This window comes from Halomonas sp. HK25 (assembly GCF_047795635.1).
Classification (GTDB): domain Bacteria; phylum Pseudomonadota; class Gammaproteobacteria; order Pseudomonadales; family Halomonadaceae; genus Halomonas.
The window spans coordinates 2,080,830-2,096,825 of the sequence record NZ_CP181044.1 but is presented as its reverse complement, the minus strand read 5'-3'; the positions used below and the strand labels follow the sequence as shown (position 1 = coordinate 2,096,825).

At 67.2% G+C, this 15,996-nt stretch carries 15 protein-coding genes; 10 read left to right on the top strand and 5 right to left on the bottom strand.

Going from position 1 to position 15,996, the window contains the following annotated elements:
• Positions 1-33: 33 nt before the first annotated feature.
• The 6 genes from ACM26W_RS10115 to ACM26W_RS10090 all read left to right on the top strand — a co-directional run bounded on the left by ACM26W_RS10115 (position 34) and on the right by ACM26W_RS10090 (position 6,965).
• A complete protein-coding gene (locus ACM26W_RS10115; RefSeq protein ID WP_416140699.1) occupies positions 34-231 on the top strand; it encodes a hypothetical protein in 198 nt (65 codons plus the stop codon).
• Positions 232-244: 13 nt separating this feature from the next.
• Entirely contained in the window at positions 245-661 is a 417-nt protein-coding gene (locus ACM26W_RS10110) for an OsmC family protein (RefSeq protein ID WP_416140698.1), read from the top strand.
• Positions 662-693: 32 nt separating this feature from the next.
• Positions 694-2,721, top strand: a complete 2,028-nt coding sequence (gene uvrB / locus ACM26W_RS10105) for an excinuclease ABC subunit UvrB (protein ID WP_416140697.1) — start codon at positions 694-696, stop codon at positions 2,719-2,721.
• Positions 2,722-2,968: 247 nt separating this feature from the next.
• Positions 2,969-4,474: a fumarate hydratase gene (locus ACM26W_RS10100; RefSeq protein ID WP_416140696.1), complete on the top strand. Its 1,506-nt coding sequence runs from the start codon at positions 2,969-2,971 to the stop codon at positions 4,472-4,474.
• Between the two features lie 93 nt (positions 4,475-4,567).
• Positions 4,568-5,983, top strand: a complete 1,416-nt coding sequence (gene cls / locus ACM26W_RS10095) for a cardiolipin synthase (protein ID WP_416140695.1) — start codon at positions 4,568-4,570, stop codon at positions 5,981-5,983.
• 64 nt (positions 5,984-6,047) lie between these two features.
• Positions 6,048-6,965 (top strand): LysR substrate-binding domain-containing protein, encoded by a 918-nt coding sequence (locus ACM26W_RS10090; RefSeq protein WP_416140694.1) that lies wholly within the window; start codon positions 6,048-6,050, stop codon positions 6,963-6,965.
• 4 nt (positions 6,966-6,969) lie between these two features.
• On the opposite strand, the gene ACM26W_RS10085 is transcribed toward ACM26W_RS10090, so the two are convergent.
• The gene (locus ACM26W_RS10085; RefSeq protein ID WP_416140693.1) at positions 6,970-8,070 is read right to left on the bottom strand and encodes a bifunctional nicotinamide-nucleotide adenylyltransferase/Nudix hydroxylase; all 1,101 of its coding nucleotides are present in this window, start codon (positions 8,068-8,070) and stop codon (positions 6,970-6,972) included.
• A gap of 139 nt (positions 8,071-8,209) precedes the next feature.
• On the opposite strand from ACM26W_RS10085, the gene ACM26W_RS10080 reads away from it, so the two are divergent.
• On the top strand, positions 8,210-9,145 hold the full coding sequence (locus tag ACM26W_RS10080) for a YihY/virulence factor BrkB family protein (RefSeq protein ID WP_416140692.1): 936 nt from the start codon (positions 8,210-8,212) through the stop codon (positions 9,143-9,145).
• A gap of 39 nt (positions 9,146-9,184) precedes the next feature.
• Here ACM26W_RS10080 and ACM26W_RS10075 read toward each other — a convergent pair whose 3' ends face one another.
• A complete protein-coding gene (locus ACM26W_RS10075) occupies positions 9,185-10,228 on the bottom strand; it encodes a Glu/Leu/Phe/Val family dehydrogenase (RefSeq protein WP_416140691.1) in 1,044 nt (347 codons plus the stop codon).
• Between the two features lie 205 nt (positions 10,229-10,433).
• Between ACM26W_RS10075 and ACM26W_RS10070 the strand changes: the two genes are divergently transcribed.
• Entirely contained in the window at positions 10,434-10,706 is a 273-nt protein-coding gene (locus tag ACM26W_RS10070; RefSeq protein ID WP_416140852.1) for an acylphosphatase, read from the top strand.
• A 64-nt stretch (positions 10,707-10,770) separates the two neighbouring features.
• Here the strand turns inward: ACM26W_RS10070 and ACM26W_RS10065 are convergent, their stop codons facing one another.
• From ACM26W_RS10065 to ACM26W_RS10055, 3 genes are read right to left on the bottom strand one after another with little or no spacing between them, the layout of a single operon-like run.
• The gene (locus ACM26W_RS10065) at positions 10,771-11,715 is read right to left on the bottom strand and encodes a nucleoside hydrolase (RefSeq protein ID WP_416140690.1); all 945 of its coding nucleotides are present in this window, start codon (positions 11,713-11,715) and stop codon (positions 10,771-10,773) included.
• A gap of 12 nt (positions 11,716-11,727) precedes the next feature.
• On the bottom strand, positions 11,728-12,642 hold the full coding sequence (locus ACM26W_RS10060) for a ribokinase (RefSeq protein WP_416140689.1): 915 nt from the start codon (positions 12,640-12,642) through the stop codon (positions 11,728-11,730).
• Between the two features lie 15 nt (positions 12,643-12,657).
• Entirely contained in the window at positions 12,658-13,593 is a 936-nt protein-coding gene (locus ACM26W_RS10055; protein ID WP_416140688.1) for a D-2-hydroxyacid dehydrogenase, read from the bottom strand.
• Positions 13,594-13,774: 181 nt separating this feature from the next.
• On the opposite strand from ACM26W_RS10055, the gene ACM26W_RS10050 reads away from it, so the two are divergent.
• Positions 13,775-14,068: an FmdB family zinc ribbon protein gene (locus ACM26W_RS10050; protein ID WP_416140687.1), complete on the top strand. Its 294-nt coding sequence runs from the start codon at positions 13,775-13,777 to the stop codon at positions 14,066-14,068.
• A gap of 56 nt (positions 14,069-14,124) precedes the next feature.
• Positions 14,125-15,906 carry an aspartate--tRNA ligase gene (gene aspS / locus ACM26W_RS10045; protein ID WP_416140686.1) on the top strand — a complete coding sequence of 594 codons (1,782 nt, stop codon included), beginning with the start codon at positions 14,125-14,127 and terminating at the stop codon, positions 15,904-15,906.
• Positions 15,907-15,996: the final 90 nt, after the last annotated feature.

Genomic DNA, 15,996 nt, shown 5'->3' with positions numbered 1-15,996 from the left:
GCAACAACATCGGAAACATCGGAGAGCCGTCCCATGGCGCATCAATCGCTGAGCTTCAAGGGCGTCGAGAACGCCGACCAGATCAACCGTATCACCACCGCATTGATGATGCTCGACGGCGTCGACAGTGCCGAGGTGGGGCGTCACGGTGCCGAGGTCGAGGGGCGCGTCCGGCGCGAGGTGCTGATCCAGGCCGTCGAGGCCCTCAAGCTTCCCATTCAGGTCAAGTGAGCAGGAGGTTCCCATGAAGAAGACCATTGAAGTCATCAGCGAGCGCAACCATATCTTCCGTCAGCGGGTCGAACTGGACGGTTTCGATGACCTCTTCGTTGATGTGCCGGTGGCCTACGGCGGCGAGGGCACCGCCCCCGACCCCCACGACTTCTTCGACCTGTCGCTGGGCGCCTGCAAGGCGATCACCTGTCAGATGTACGCCAAGCGCAAGAAGTGGCCCCTGGAGGGCGTGAGTGTGAAGGTGCATCGCGATGACAGCGAGGAGCGCCACGGCATCTACCGGCTCGATGTGGAGATGACCTTTCACGGCATCGAGGATCCCGAGCAGCGCACGCGGCTGGAGGAGATCAGCCACAAGTGCCCCATCCATCGCCTGATCACCAGTTCCACCGTGGAGGTCAACACGCGGGTCGGCGTTGAGGCCTGACGCCCCCCCACGACACTGAACACGGAGACTCAATGAGCAAGCCCTTTCGCCTCGCCTCGAAGTTTCAGCCCGCCGGCGACCAGCCCACGGCCATCGACAACCTCGTCAAGGGGCTGGGGGCGGGGCTTGCCCACCAGACGCTGCTCGGGGTGACGGGGTCGGGCAAGACCTTCACCATGGCCAACGTGGTCGAGCGCCTGCAGCGACCAACCATCGTCATGGCGCCCAACAAGACCCTGGCGGCTCAGCTCTATGGCGAGTTCAGGTCGTTCTTCCCCGACAACGCCATCGAGTATTTCGTCTCCTACTACGACTACTATCAGCCCGAGGCCTATGTGCCGTCGTCGGATACCTTCATCGAGAAGGATGCCTCCATCAACGACCACATCGAGCAGATGCGCCTCTCCGCCACCAAGGCGCTGCTGGAGCGCCGTGATGCGCTGATCGTGGTCTCGGTGTCGGCGATCTACGGCCTGGGCGACCCGGAACAGTACCTGAAGATGCGCCTGCACTTCTCTCGCGGCGAGCTGATCGACCAGCGCAGCTTCCTGCGCCGCCTGGCGGAACTGCAGTACACCCGCAACGACATGGACTTCAAGCGCGGCACCTATCGGGTGCGCGGCGACGTGATCGATATCTTCCCGGCCGACGCCGAGGACGAGGCGGTACGCGTCGAGCTGTTCGACGACGAGATCGACACCATCAGCCTGTTCGATCCGCTCACCGGCGAGGTGCGGGGCAAGGTGCCGCGCATGACGGTCTACCCCAAGTCCCACTATGTGACGCCCCGAGAGACGATCCTGGGTGCCATCGACGCGATCAAGGCCGAACTGGTGGAGCGCCTCGACTGGCTGCGCAAGCACGACAAGCTGGTGGAAGCCCAGCGTCTTGAGCAGCGCACCCTCTACGACATCGAGATGATGCTGGAGCTGGGCTACTGCAACGGCATCGAGAACTACTCCCGCTATCTCTCCGGGCGCAACCCGGGCGAGCCACCGCCCACCTTCTTCGACTACCTGCCGGCCGATGCCCTACTGTTCATCGATGAGAGCCACGTCAGCGTTCCCCAGGTGGGCGGCATGTACAAGGGCGACCGTTCGCGCAAGGAGACCCTGGTGGAGTATGGCTTCCGGCTGCCCTCGGCCCTGGACAACCGTCCGATGAAATTCGAGGAGTGGGAGGCGATCAGTCCCCAGACGATCTTTGTCTCAGCCACCCCCGGGCCCTACGAGGGGGCCCATGCCGGCCAGGTGGTAGAGCAGGTGGTACGCCCCACCGGACTGCTCGATCCGGAGCTGGAAGTGCGTCCGGCCAGCACCCAGGTGGACGACCTGCTCTCGGAGATCCGCCTGCGCACCGACGTCGGCGAGCGGGTGCTGGTGACGACACTCACCAAGCGCATGGCCGAGGACCTCACCGAGTATCTCGCCGAGCACGATATCCGGGTGCGCTACCTGCACTCGGACATCGATACCGTGGAGCGGGTGGAGATCATCCGCGACCTTCGCCTGGGCAAGTTCGATGTGCTGGTGGGCATCAACCTGCTGCGCGAGGGCCTCGACATCCCCGAGGTCTCGCTGGTGGCGATCCTCGACGCCGACAAGGAGGGCTTCCTGCGCAACGAGCGCTCACTGATCCAGACGATGGGCCGTGCCGCGCGCAATGCCCACGGCAAGGCGATCCTCTACGGGGACCGGATCACCGACTCCATGCGTCGCGCCATGGAGGAGACCGACCGACGACGCGCCAAGCAGATCGCCCATAACGAGGAGCATGGCATCACGCCCACCACCGTGACCCGCTCGGTGGCGGATATCCTGGAGGCCGCCCAGGCCCCCGGCAGGAAGGGCAAGGGGCGCCGCGGCGAGCGCAAGGTGGCGGAACGGGAGGCGATCTACGACCCTGCCGAGCTTTCGCCTGCCGAACTCGTTCGGGAGGCGACCCGTGTGGAAGACGCCATGTTCGAGGCGGCCCAGAACCTGGAGTTCGAGGAGGCCGCGCGGCTGCGTGACCGGCTCCACAAGCTGAAGGAGCGCCAGCTGATGATGGGGACCGTGTAGTGCCCGAAGGTCCCGAGATTCGCCGCGCCGCTGGCCCGCACGATCCTCGAGGTGATGCGGCAGGGCCCTCCCGATACGTGAATTTTATACCGTTATCTTTCTGCCATAAACTACAACGAATCCCTATGACGCCTGAATGTCGACAGGCGCCGGGGTGGGGTATAATGCCCGCCGTTCGAGCCCGCCGTACCGGCCGCGCAGCCGGAGAAGAGCGGGCATGCCGACAACGCCAAGGAGTCCCTTGCTCATGACCGTGATTCGCCAGGACGATCTGATCCAGAGCGTCGCCGATGCGCTGCAGTACATCTCCTACTACCACCCGAAGGACTTCATCGACGCCATGGCCCAGGCCTATGAGCGCGAGGAGAATCCTGCCGCCAAGGACGCCATCGCCCAGATCCTGATCAACTCGCGCATGTGCGCCCTGGGCCACCGTCCGATCTGCCAGGACACCGGCATCGTGACCGTCTTCCTGCACGTGGGCATGAACGTGCGCTGGGAGGCCGAGATGAGCCTGGACGACATGGTCAACGAGGGCGTGCGCCGTGCCTATGCGCTGCCCGACAACGTGCTGCGTGCCTCGGTGCTGGCCGATCCGGACGGCGCCCGCAAGAACACCGGCGACAACACCCCGGCGATCATCCACCACAAGATCGTCCCCGGCGACACCGTCGAGGTCTACGTGGCTGCCAAGGGCGGCGGCAGCGAGGCGAAGTCCAAGTTCGCCATGCTCAATCCCTCCGACAACGTGGTCGACTGGGTGATGGAGCAGCTGCCCAAGATGGGGGCCGGCTGGTGCCCGCCCGGCATGCTGGGCATCGGCATCGGCGGCACCGCCGAGAAGGCCATGGAGATCGCCAAGGAGGCCCTGCTCGATCCCATCGACATTCAGGAGCTGCAGGCCCGCGGTGCCTCCAATCGCGCCGAGGAGCTGCGCCTGGAGCTGTTCGACAAGGTCAACAGGAGCGGCATCGGTGCCCAGGGCCTGGGTGGCCTGACCACGGTGCTCGACATCAAGGTCAGGGATTTCCCGACCCACGCGGCCAACAAGCCGGTAGCGATCATTCCCAACTGCGCCGCCACCCGTCACGCCCACTTCACCCTGGATGGCTCGGGCCCCGCCGCACTGCCGGCGCCGAAACTCGAGGACTGGCCGGAGATCACCCGCGAGGCGGGCGACAACGTCAAGCGCGTCAATCTTGACACCGTGACCCCGGAAGAGGTGCAGACCTGGCAACCCGGCGACACCCTGCTGCTCAACGGCAAGCTGCTCACCGGCCGTGATGCCGCCCACAAGCGCATGGTGGACATGATCGCCAAGGGCGAGCCGCTGCCCGTCGACATGAAGGGGCGCTTCATCTATTACGTGGGGCCGGTGGATCCGGTGGGCGACGAGGTGGTCGGCCCGGCCGGCCCCACGACCGCCACGCGCATGGACAAGTTTACCCGCACCATGCTCGAGGAGACCGGCCTGCTGGGCATGGTCGGCAAGGCCGAGCGCGGCCCGACCGCCATCGAGGCGATCCGCGACAACAAGGCGGTCTACCTGATGGCCGTGGGCGGCTCCGCCTATCTGGTCGCCCAGGCGATCAAGAAGTCCCGCGTGGTGGGCTTCGAGGATCTCGGCATGGAGGCCATCTACGAGTTCGAGGTGGAGGATATGCCGGTGACCGTGGCCGTCGACAGCCAGGGCACCTCGGTCCACCAGACCGGTCCCGCCAAGTGGAAGGAGATCATCGCCGAGCGCGTCTGATCCTCGTCCCGGTACAAGCGAGCGGCCCCGCCATCTGGCGGGGCCGCTCGCCTTTGGGTATGCTGTAGAACGCTGTTTTTTCAGGGAGAGCGCATGACCTCCTGGCTGTTTGGCCTGGCCATCTTCTTCATTCACGTGCTGGGCTTCGTGTCGGCTGTGCTGGCGCTGCTGTCGAGTCGGACGTCCCAGGGTGCCATCGCCTGGATCCTCTCCCTGATCACGCTGCCCTATGTGGCGGTTCCCGCCTACTGGATCTTCGGTCAGCCGCGCTTCTACGGTTACGTCTCCGCCCGCGGCGAGCGCGATACCGTGCTGCGCCGCGTGCTGGCCCGCTATCGCCAGCAGGTTGAACCCTACCTCGCCGATGCCCATGATCCCGATGTGCGCGCCGTGGAACAGTTGGCGATGATGCCGATGACCAGCGGTAACCGCGCCGAGCTGCTGGTCGACGGGGAGGCCACCTTCGACAGCCTCTTCGACGGCATCGAGCGCGCCGAGGAGTATGTGCTGATCCAGTTCTTCATCGTGCGCAACGATGCCCTGGGCATCGAACTCCAGCAGCGCCTGCAGCGCGTGGCCGAGCGGGGCGTGCGGATCTATTTCCTCTATGACGAGGTGGGCAGTCACAAGCTCAACGAAGGCTATCTGCGCGACCTCGCCAGCAGCGGGGTGGAGGTGAGCGCCTTCCGCTCGTCCCGTGGGTTCCGCCATCGCTTCCAGCTCAATTTCCGCAACCACCGCAAGGTGCTGGTGGTCGACGGTCGCGAGGGGTGGGTCGGCGGCTTCAACGTTGGCGTGGAGTACCTCGGGCAGGGGCGTCATGGGCCCTGGCGTGACACCCACCTGAAGCTCACGGGCCCCAGTGCGCTGGGCCTGCAGGAGGCCTTCTGGGAGGACTGGCACTGGGCCACCGGCGAGGTGATCACCCTCTCCTGGACCCCTCAGGTGACCTGCGAGGAGTGCCACAAGGTGGTGATCGTGCCCTCGGGGCCGGCCGACCGCCAGGAGACCGCCAGCCTGCTGGTCCAGCACGCCATTCACAGCGCCCGGTCGCGCTTCTGGGTCACCAGCCCCTATTTCGTGCCTGACCAGGGGGTCCAGGATGCCCTGCGCCTTGCGGCCATGCGCGGCGTCGATGTGCGCATCATGATCCCCGAGCGCCCCGACCACCTGCTGGTGTTCCTCTCCGCCTTCTCTTTCCTCCCCGACATGCTCAGGGCCGGGGTGAAGGTCTACCGCTACCAGCCGGGTTTCCTGCACCAGAAGGTGATGCTGATCGACGATGCCGCCGCTAGCGTCGGCACCGTGAACCTCGACAATCGCTCCTTCCGTCTCAATTTCGAGATCACCGCCTTCCTGCCGGACCGCCACTTCGCGGCCCAGGTACGGCTGATGCTCGAGAAGGACTTCGCCGACTGTCGACGCATCGGTCTCGAGGAGATCATCTCGCGGTCGCTGTGGCGCAAGCTGGTCTCGCGGGCCGCCTACCTGCTGGCCCCCATCCAGTGATACCTTATCGATTCGCGATGGCCGATGCCTCGGCCTGCTTGCCATCCTCGGACAGGAAGTCACGGTGAACCTCGAAAGCAAGTGGCTGGAAGACTTCGTCGCCCTGGCCAATACCCGCAGTTTTTCCGCCTCGGCGAGGCAGCGCCACGTCACCCAGCCCGCTTTCAGCCGGCGCATCCGCGCCCTGGAGCAGGCCATAGGCGTGACCCTGGTGGATCGTTCCACCACCCCGGTCGATCTGACCCCGGAGGGGCAGCTGTTCTTGGTCACCGCGCGCAACCTGGTCGAGCAGCTCAACGAGAGCCTGGGCCACCTGCGTGGCCTGGCCATCGCCAACGAGGCGCTGGATATCGTCGCGGCCCACTCGTTGGCGCTGAGCTTCTTCCCTCCCTGGATCTCCCGCCTTCAGCAGGGCATAGGGGAGCTGCCGACCCGCCTGGTGGCCATGAACGTGGGAGAGGCGATCCATGTGCTGAGGGAAGGGAAGTGCGACCTGATGCTGGCCTACTACGACCCCTACGCCAGCATGCAGCTCGACCCGGAGGTGTTTCCCTCCTTCTCTATCGGCCAGGTGAAGATGCTGCCCGTCAGCCTCCCCGATGAGGAGGGCCAGCCGCGCTTCCCGCTGGAGGGGAGCGAGTCGATTCCCTATCTCGCCTACACCCAGGGCGCCTTCCTGGGGAGCAGCGTGCGCATGCTGCTCAAGAACGATGCCCTTCGCCTGCGGCTGCGCACCGTCTATGAGACCGCCATGGCCGAGGGCCTCAAGGGGATGGTGCTGCAGGGGATTGGGCTGGCCTGGATCCCCGACTTCTGCATCCGCGAGGAGCTCAAGAGCGGCCGCCTGGTGCGCGCCGGCGGCGAAGAGTGGGATGTGCCCCTGGAGATTCGTCTCTACCGCTGTTCCCTGGTGCATAAGCCCGGTGTCGAAAAGCTCTGGCGGCAGATGCAGAAGTTACCGCGAGACTTCCTTCAAGCGTGAACCTTCACCCCCGGCTTCCGCCGAAGTCGGCCGGCAGGCCGAGGAAATCCTGGATGATGAAGAAGTGGTCCTCGAAGAGCGCCTCCGGATCCAGGTCGGCCAGCGCCACCCAGCGGGCGTGATCGCCCCCCTTCACCGGCTTGAGCCGCGGCAGTTGCTGGTCGGGGGTCAGAGCGAAGTAGAAGGCCTCCGCCAGGGTGCGGCCCCGCCAGCTGCGATGGGGCTCGTCGAACAGCCGCTGGCCGCGCAGTGACCCCTTCAGCACCGGCTCCGGCACCTTGAGGCGAATCCGCTCACGCAGCTCCCTGAGACAGGCATCGAGCAGCCGCTCATGGGAGTTGATGAAGCCGCCGGGCAGGGCGAGCAGCCCCTTGCCGGGCGCCGCCGTGCGGCGCACCAGCAGCACATGCCCCGACTGCACCACCACCGCATTCACCGTCACGAAGATGGGGGGATAGGGCGCCTGGGCCCAGGCGATGCGGTACTGATCCAGCAGGCGCTGCTCCTCGCTCAGCTGCCGGTAGTGGTCGCCGGTGCAGAAATAGCGCACGGCGCTGACCACCCCGGGCGGCAGGTCATGGGAGGCCCCGGTGGTCAGGTAGTCGTCGGCCGAGGAGGGGGAGCGGAACAGTCGTTCACGGATCTGGCTGGCTGAGATCCCCTCCACCAGCGGCACGCTCACCGACTCCCACTGGGGAAACAGCGACAGGTAGTAGCTCGACTGACCGCGACTGGCGCCGATCAGACCGATGCGTGGCAGCCGCGCGCTCTGGGGGCTGGCGATATCACGCACCTTGCGCTGCACGTCGCGCACCCAGACATCGTTGTTGTAGAGGGCGTCGAGCAGCGGCACCACGGCCAGACGGGCGTTGTCCTCGTCATCGAAGGCGCTGCGCAGCATGGCGCGCCGCTCGTCGAAGTGCCAGGGGTTGCGCAGCGAACGCGCCTGCCAGGCGGAGCCCACCAGCACGATCACCTGGCGAGCGCGCTTGAGCGCCTCGTGAATCACCGCCAGGTGGCCCAGATGGGGCGGCTGGAAGCGGCCGATGAACACCAGGCAGTCGAAGTCGAAAGCGTCGCGGTCGATGTCCGGGCAGGCGGGCATGGCGGATCCTGGGGGTCGGTGGGGGGGCAAGCGGCGCCCATTATGGTCAGCCCGTGCAGGACTTGGCAATCCGCGGCGAAAAGGCAGTCCAGGTGCCATTCGCGTATGCTGAATGCATCACAGGGATGCGGGGAACGTCATGATCGACCTCAGAAAACTGGCGCCAACCAGCCTCAAGGCCTCACTGCTGTTCTGGTGGAACGTGACCCAGGGGGCGATTCGCCTGTGGCTGGAGCGCAACGCCTTCAGCTACGCCGGGTCGCTGGCCTTCTACACGCTCTTCTCGCTGGCCCCGACGGTGATCATCGCCGTCACGGTGATCGGCCTGGTGCTGGGGGAGGATGCCGCCCAGGGGCAGATCGTTGCCCAACTCCAGGACACCATGGGCCACGAGGCCGCAGCGGCCATCGAACAGGCGGTCGCCCAGTCGCGCATCGAGGAGTCGGGGCTGCTGCCCACCCTGCTGGGCTTCGGCGCGCTGATGGTGGGTGCCACCACGGTGTTTGCCCAGATGCAGTTCTCGCTCAACACCATCTGGGGGGTCACCGCGCGTCCCAGCGCCAACAGCGCCCTGGTCTTCATCAAGAACCGTCTGCTGTCACTTACTGTGGTGCTCTCCATCGGTTTCATCCTGCTCGTATCACTGGTCCTGGGGGTAGCGGTGCGCGCCATGCTCCAGGCCGCCGATAACCTGCTGCCCTTCGTGGGGTTTCTGACCACGGGAGTCGAGTTCCTGGTTTCCCTGGCGCTGATTGCCGTGCTCTTTGCCACCATCTTCAAGGTGCTACCCGACGTGGTGCTGCGCTGGCAGGACGTGCTGGTGGGTGCCATGGTCACGGCGGTGTTGTTTGCGGTGGGGCGCTCGGGCATCGCCATCTACCTCGCCCACACCGCCACCGCCTCCACCTACGGGGCCGCGGGCTCGGTGGTGATGATCCTCTTGTGGGTCTACTACAGCTCGCTGATCCTGCTCTTCGGCGCCGCCTTCACCCGTTGCCACCTGGCCGAGCGGGGCCGGCCACTGGTGCCGCGCAATACAGCGGTGGTGGTCAGGCGAGAGCTGATGGACGGCTAGCAGGACGTCTGCCTATCGGCCGCTGAGCCCTCGGGGGGCTCAGCCGCGGCCGAAGCGCTCCCGGGCCATGGCATCGGCGATGACTGCCGGGCTTCGCTGCTCGCGTGCGGCGCGGGCGAACAGCTCGTCCAGGGTGGCGCCGATCCCCTCGATATGTGCCATCACCGCCGCGCGGTCATAGTCGTCGCGGCGCTGCCAGGCGATCTCGATGACGCCGCCAGCGTTGGCCACATAGTCCGGGGTATAGAGAATGCCGCGGGCCCTCAGCCGTTCGGCCATGGCCGGGGTGGCCAGCTGGTTGTTGGCGGCGCCGCACACCACCTTCGCTCTCAGCCGCTCCACCACGGCCTCATCCAGCACGGCGCCCAGGGCACAGGGGGCGAAGAGGTCCACCTCGGCGTCGAAGATCGCCTCCGGCGCGACCGCCTCGGCGCCGAGCTCCTCGGCAAGGTGGCTGAGCGCCTCCCGGTCGACGTCGGCCAGCACCAGCTGGGCCCCGGCCTGGTGGAGGTGGCGGGCGAGGTGGGCGCCGACATGGCCGACGCCCTGGATCGCCACCCTGAGCCCCTGGATATCGTCGCGCCTCAGGCCGTGACGCACCGCGCTTCTCAGCGCGCAGTACACGCCCCAGGCGGTGAAGGGTGAGGGATCGCCGGATTCTCCGCTGGCCCGGCGCAGGCCGCCCACGTGGTCGGTCGCCTCGGCGATCACCTGCATGTCCGCCTCGCTGGAGCCGGAGTCCTCGGCGGTGATGTAGGCGCCACCCAGCGACTCGACCAGGCGCCCCATGGCGCGCAGCAGGGCAGGCGTCTTCTCGGTACGCGGATCGGCGATGATGACCGCCTTGCCACCGCCCAGGGGGAGGTCCGCCATGGCCGACTTGTAGCTCATGCCGCGTGACAGGCGCAGCACATCGGTGAGGGCATCCTCCTCGCTGGCATAGGGATAGATGCGCAGGCCGCCGAGGGCGGGGCCGCGGGTGGTGTCATGGATGGCGATGATGGCGCGCAGTCCGCTGGCGGCGTCGCTGCCGAAGACGATCTGCTGGTGGTGGTCGAATTCCGTGTGTTCGAAGACCGGCATGGCGTGTCACTCCCTCATGAGGATTGTCGTTGTACTGGCTTGCCCGGGTAGGGCGGGCGCCGCCGACGGTGGCTTGTGGCCGGGGTGGCAAGGCTACTCTGAAGGTTAGAGCATCACCACGGTACGGGGAAGCGGGGCTGGCCGACGTGGCTTGCTGGCTGGTAGAAAGGACTGGACGATCATGATCAACGTAAAGGAGCGAGCCATGGAGAACTGCTGTGTGAAGGCCCTGGTGACCGGCAAGGTACAGGGGGTCTGGTATCGCCGGGCGACCCAGGAACAGGCCCTGCAGCACGGCATCACCGGCCATGCCCGAAACCTGCCCGATGGCCGGGTGGAGGTGCTGCTGTGCGGCGGACCCGACGCTGTGAAAGCGGTCAGCCAGTGGCTCTGGAAGGGGCCGGAAAAGGCCCGGGTGACTCATGTGGAACTCGAAGTGATCGAGACCCACGTGCCCGATGACTTTCGGACCAACTAGTCCGGTGGCTGGTCCATTCGGTCGGGTGGTGGCCTGGCCGCGCCCCGGCCACCGCGGGGTGCCATCAGGCGAGGACGTCGGCGATCCAGTCGCTGACGGCCTCGCCGTCAACGCCGAGGCAGGCGTCCACCGGCGGAGTCCGCGACCAGCGTGACGCGATGAAGGCGCGCCCCTCCGGGGCGAGGATCGTCTGGCCCTCGGCGTCCCCGTCGGTGGTGACCGTCAGGTGGCCACGGGCGGTGGTGAACAGTTCCGGACGCAGCAGCCAGGCCAGGGCGCAGCTGTCGTGAGGGCAGCAGCCGTCGATACCCAGAAATTCCTGATAAAAGTTACGATAGAAGGCGTAGCTGCCGGCGAGCACCCGGCCAAGCTCGCCCTGTCCCGCCTCGATACGCGCCATGTGCTCGGCGGTGAGCACGCAGCGGTGAGTGACATCGAGTCCCACCAGGGTCAGGGGCCAGCCGGCCGTCAGCACACGGCTCGCCGCATGGGGGTCGTTGAACATGTTGGCCTCGGCGACCGGGGTCACGTTGCCCCCCTCGCGGATCGACCCCCCCATGATCACCACCTGCCTGACCCGCTCGGTGAGGGTGGGGTCGAGTTGCAGGGCCGCCGCCAGGTTGCCCAGGGGGCCCACGGCCACCAGGGTGACCTCGCCGGGGCGGGCATTCACTGTGTCGATGATAAACTGCGCCGCGCTTCTGGGGTCCGCCTTGCCCTGTACCTCGGGCAGCGGGATGTCGCCCAGGCCGTTGGCACCGTGGATGTGGGCGGGCGGCGGGTGGCGCGTCTTGACCAGGGGCGCAGCGGCTCCCTGAGCGACCGGGACGTCGTCTCGGCCGGCCAACTGGGCCAGCAGCAGGGCGTTGCGGGTCGCCACCTCCACGTCCACGTTGCCGTAGGTGGTGGTCAAGCCCAGCAGCTCGAGCTCGGGGTGGCGCAGGGCGATGGCGATGGCCTGGGCGTCGTCCACCCCGGGGTCGGTATCGAAGATGATCGGGTGGGGCATGGCGTGGACTCCTTATGGGGCTGGGGACGCGGCCGGATCGGTGAGCAGGCGATCCACCTCCTCGGCATCCGGGATGCTCTCGGCGGCGCCGGGGCGCTGCACGGCCAGGGCCGCGGCGGCGGTGGCTCGCGCCAGGCAGGCCTCGATGCCGAGCCCCGCCTGGCGGGCCGCCATGAGGTAGCCGATAAAGGTGTCGCCGGCCCCGGTGGTGTCCACCGCCTCGACCGGCAGCGCCGGCTGATGGCGCCGCTGGGCGCCATGCTGGTACCAGGCGCCGTTACTCCCCAGGGTCAGCACGACCTCGGCGGCGGGCAGCTGTGCGGCCAGGGCATCGAGCAGCGCCTCGGCGCCGGCGCCCAGCGCCAGGCCAGTGAGTCCGGCCGCCTCGCTGTGATTGACGAACAGCAACCGGCAACGCGACAGCGGCAGACCGAGCACCTCCTCGGCCATGGGGGCGGGGTTGAAGGCGATCTTGAGCCCATGGTCGTCGGCCAGGGGGATCAGTTCGGCCAGCCCGAGACACTCGTTCTGGGTCAACAGCCAGTCGCCGGGGCGGGTGCTGGCCACCAGCGCATTCAGGTCGGTGCGGCGAAAGCCATGGTTGGCGCCGGAGAAGAGGATGATGGCGTTCTCTGCCCGATCATCCACCTGGATGATCGCGTGGCCGCTGGGCTCATCCACCAGATTTACCCGGGAGACGTCGACACCGGCCCGGGCCAGGGTGTCGCGGGCCCAGGCGTCCTGGCGACCCAGCCGTCCCCAGTGGCAGACACGCCCCCCGGCCCTGGCCATGGCCAGCGACTGGTTGGCCCCCTTGCCCCCCAGGCCAACCCGATAGTCATGGCTGGCCAGGGTCTCGCCGGGCCTGACCAGGTGAGGGACACGATAGATGTGGTCGAGATTGATGGAGCCGAAGTTGTGCAGCATGGGCCCGCTCCTCCGTTACCCGGCCTGCCCGTCACGCAGGTTGTCGGCGGTCAGCGCCACGATCTTCTGGCGTGCCTCGGGCGTGATCCAGGCGTTGTGGGGGGTGACGATCAGGTTCAGCGGCTCCGCCAGGGCGTCGATCAGCGGATGGCCGTCCCGGGGCGGCTCCTCCGGTAATACATCGACGCCGAGCCCGCCCAGGCGCCCCTCGCGAAGGGCCTCAAGGGCTGCCAGCTCGTCGATGATGCCGCCCCGGGCGCAGTTGATCAGCAGGACGCCGGGGCTGAGGGTGGCCAGCAGGTCGGCATCGACCAGATGCCGAGTGGCGTCGCTCAGCGGACAGTGCAGGCTGATGATGTCGGCTACGGGGGCGAGCTCGGCCAGGCTCGGGCGGCCGTCGCCGGCCTCGTTGCCCGGGCGGGCGGCGAAGGTCACGCGCATGCCGAAGGCCTCGCCCAGCTGGGCGACTCGGATGCCCAGCACCCCCTGGCCGACGATGACCAGATGCTTGCCCTCCAGCTGCAGGGTGCCGTGGTCCATCCGGCAGAAGAAGGCGCTCTCGCCCCAGCGCCCGGCGGCCACGTCGCGCTGGTAGAGGGGCAGGCGGTTGGCCAGGGCCAGCATCAGCATCAGGGTGTGCTGGGCGACGCTGGCGGTGCCGTAGGCGCTGACGTTCTTCACCGCGATGCCCAGGCGCTCGGCGGCGGCCATGTCGATGTTGTTGGTGCCGGTGGCCAGCACACAGATCAGCTTCAGGTCGGGCAGGGCCTCCAGGGTCGGTGCATCGAGCACCACCTTGTTGAGGATGGCGACCCGGGCGCCAGACAGCCGTTCACGGGCCTCGCCGGTGCTGCTCTGGTCATGTACCGCCAGGGAATCGACCCGTTCGCGGAGGGGGGCAAGGTCAATATCGGGGCCAAGGCTGGCGGCGTCGAGAATCACAGCTTTCATCGGTTTGGCTTCCTTGAGGTGCCTTGGGCGGCGCGCCTTGCCCACAAGGGTGCCGGGCACGCTATAATGTCGGGCTTTGGCAGGCTTGGTTTCGCGGCGGGCCGACCACATCTTCGTTGTCGCCGGGCACGCCCGGCAGCGTCCTGATCGGGATAACGTGATTTTCCGGAGTGATCAAACCATGCCCATCTACGAATACGAGTGCAAGGCCTGCGGCCAGCGCCTGGAAAAGCTGCAGAAGCTCAGCGCCGCGCCGCTGACCGACTGCCCCGCTTGTGCGGCTCCCGAGCTTGTGCGGCTGGTCTCGGCGGCCGGTTTTCGCCTGGCCGGCGGCGGCTGGTACGAGACCGACTTCAAGTCGGGCAGCAAGAAGAACCTGGCCGGTGATTCAGCCGTCTCCGGTGATGGCAAGGCCACGTCGACCCCGACTTCGCCAGACACGGCACCACCCAGGAAGAAGGATGCGGTGGCCTGAGGGCTGTCGACCATCCCGCCACTTCGCTCATTACACGCTATAACACAGGATACGACATGCGCAGCCATTATTGCGGCCAGCTCAACGAAACCCTGGTGGACCAGACGGTCACCCTGTGCGGCTGGGTGCATCGCCGCCGTGACCACGGGGGCGTGATCTTCCTCGACATGCGCGATCGTGACGGCATCGCCCAGGTCGTGGTCGACCCCGATACCGCCGAGGCCTTCGCCACCGCCGACCGCGCCCGCAGCGAGTATGTGCTGCGCATCCAGGGCCGCGTGCGGCTGCGCCCGGAAGGCACCCAGAACCCGGGCATGCCCACCGGCATGATCGAGGTGCTGGCCAAGGAGGTGGAGGTGCTCAACACCGCCGCCACGCCGCCCTTCCAGCTCGACGAACATGGCAAGGTGGGCGAGGAGGTGCGTCTCAAGCACCGCTACATCGACCTGCGCCGTCCCGAGATGATCGAGAAGCTACGCTTGCGCTCGCGGATCTCCCACAGCGTGCGCGCCTTCCTGGAGGGGCAGGGCTTCCTCGACATCGAGACCCCGATCCTGACTCGCGCCACGCCGGAAGGCGCCCGCGACTACCTGGTGCCGAGCCGCACCCATCCGGGCAGCTTCTTCGCGCTGCCGCAATCGCCGCAGCTCTTCAAGCAGCTGCTGATGGTGGCCGGCTTCGACCGCTACTACCAGATCGCCAAGTGCTTTCGCGACGAGGACCTGCGCGCCGACCGCCAGCCGGAGTTCACCCAGATCGACCTCGAGGCCTCCTTCGTCTCCGAGGACGACATCATGGGCATCACCGAGGCAATGATCCGCCAGCTGTTCCAGGAGGTGCTGGCCGTCGAGCTGACCGAGTTCCCGCGCATGACCTGGAGCGAGGCGATGCACCGCTTCGGCTCCGACAAGCCGGACCTACGCATCCCGCTGGAACTCACCGACGTCGACGACCTGATGCAGCAGGTGGACTTCAAGGTCTTCTCGGGCCCGGCAAACGCAGAGGATGGCCGCGTTGCCGCGCTGCGCGTGCCGGGCGGGGCGAAGCTGTCGCGCAAGGAGATCGATGCCTACACCAAGTTCGTCGGCATCTACGGCGCCAAGGGCCTGGCCTGGATCAAGGTCAACGAGCGGGCCAAGGGCATCGAGGGGCTGCAGTCGCCCATCGTCAAGTTCATGGAGAATGTGGTCGAGGCGCTGCTCGACCGTGTCGGCGCCGAGGACGGCGACATCATCTTCTTCGGTGCCGACAAGGCGCGCATCGTCAACGAGGCGATCGGCGCGCTGCGCGTCAGGCTCGGCGAGGATCTCGACCTCTACACCCGCGCCTGGGCGCCGCTGTGGGTGGTGGACTTCCCGATGTTCGAGGCCGACGACGACGACGGTCGCCTGAGCCCGCTGCACCATCCCTTCACCTCGCCGTCGTGCAGCCCCGAGGAGCTCAAGGCCAACCCGGCGAGCGCGCTGTCGCGGGCCTACGACATGGTGCTCAACGGCACCGAGCTGGGCGGTGGTTCCATCCGTATCCACGACCAGGCCATGCAGAGCACCGTGTTCGAGATACTCGGCATCGGCGAGGAGGAGGCCCGCGAGAAGTTCGGCTTCCTGCTCGACGCCCTGCATTACGGCGCACCGCCCCACGGCGGCCTGGCCTTCGGCCTCGACCGCCTGGTGATGCTGATGGCGGGGGCTCGCACCATTCGCGAGGTGATCGCCTTCCCGAAGACCCAGAGCGCCGGCTGCCTGATGACCGATGCCCCGGGCGAGGTGAGCGGCGACCAGCTGCGTGAGCTCAGCATCCGGCTGCGCCAGAAGGCCAAGGCGGAAGCCCAGGAGTGATCGCGCTCCTTCCCTGACGCAGCAAGACACCGGCGCCCCAGGGGGCGCCGGTGTCGTATGATGGCGACTCGCCAGGCCAAGGAGGCCACC

What these genes read in the sequence shown, in the direction of transcription:
- ACM26W_RS10115 (WP_416140699.1), top strand. Translation starts at nt 34, where the DNA reads ATGGCGCATCAATCGCTGAGCTTCAAGGGCGTCGAGAACGCCGACCAG.
- ACM26W_RS10110 (WP_416140698.1), top strand. Translation starts at nt 245, where the DNA reads ATGAAGAAGACCATTGAAGTCATCAGCGAGCGCAACCATATCTTCCGT.
- uvrB (WP_416140697.1), top strand. Translation starts at nt 694, where the DNA reads ATGAGCAAGCCCTTTCGCCTCGCCTCGAAGTTTCAGCCCGCCGGCGAC.
- ACM26W_RS10100 (WP_416140696.1), top strand. Translation starts at nt 2,969, where the DNA reads ATGACCGTGATTCGCCAGGACGATCTGATCCAGAGCGTCGCCGATGCG.
- cls (WP_416140695.1), top strand. Translation starts at nt 4,568, where the DNA reads ATGACCTCCTGGCTGTTTGGCCTGGCCATCTTCTTCATTCACGTGCTG.
- ACM26W_RS10085 (WP_416140693.1), bottom strand. Translation starts at nt 8,070, where the DNA reads ATGCCCGCCTGCCCGGACATCGACCGCGACGCTTTCGACTTCGACTGC.
- ACM26W_RS10080 (WP_416140692.1), top strand. Translation starts at nt 8,210, where the DNA reads ATGATCGACCTCAGAAAACTGGCGCCAACCAGCCTCAAGGCCTCACTG.
- ACM26W_RS10075 (WP_416140691.1), bottom strand. Translation starts at nt 10,228, where the DNA reads ATGCCGGTCTTCGAACACACGGAATTCGACCACCACCAGCAGATCGTC.
- ACM26W_RS10070 (WP_416140852.1), top strand. Translation starts at nt 10,434, where the DNA reads ATGGAGAACTGCTGTGTGAAGGCCCTGGTGACCGGCAAGGTACAGGGG.
- ACM26W_RS10065 (WP_416140690.1), bottom strand. Translation starts at nt 11,715, where the DNA reads ATGCCCCACCCGATCATCTTCGATACCGACCCCGGGGTGGACGACGCC.
- ACM26W_RS10060 (WP_416140689.1), bottom strand. Translation starts at nt 12,642, where the DNA reads ATGCTGCACAACTTCGGCTCCATCAATCTCGACCACATCTATCGTGTC.
- ACM26W_RS10055 (WP_416140688.1), bottom strand. Translation starts at nt 13,593, where the DNA reads ATGAAAGCTGTGATTCTCGACGCCGCCAGCCTTGGCCCCGATATTGAC.
- ACM26W_RS10050 (WP_416140687.1), top strand. Translation starts at nt 13,775, where the DNA reads ATGCCCATCTACGAATACGAGTGCAAGGCCTGCGGCCAGCGCCTGGAA.
- aspS (WP_416140686.1), top strand. Translation starts at nt 14,125, where the DNA reads ATGCGCAGCCATTATTGCGGCCAGCTCAACGAAACCCTGGTGGACCAG.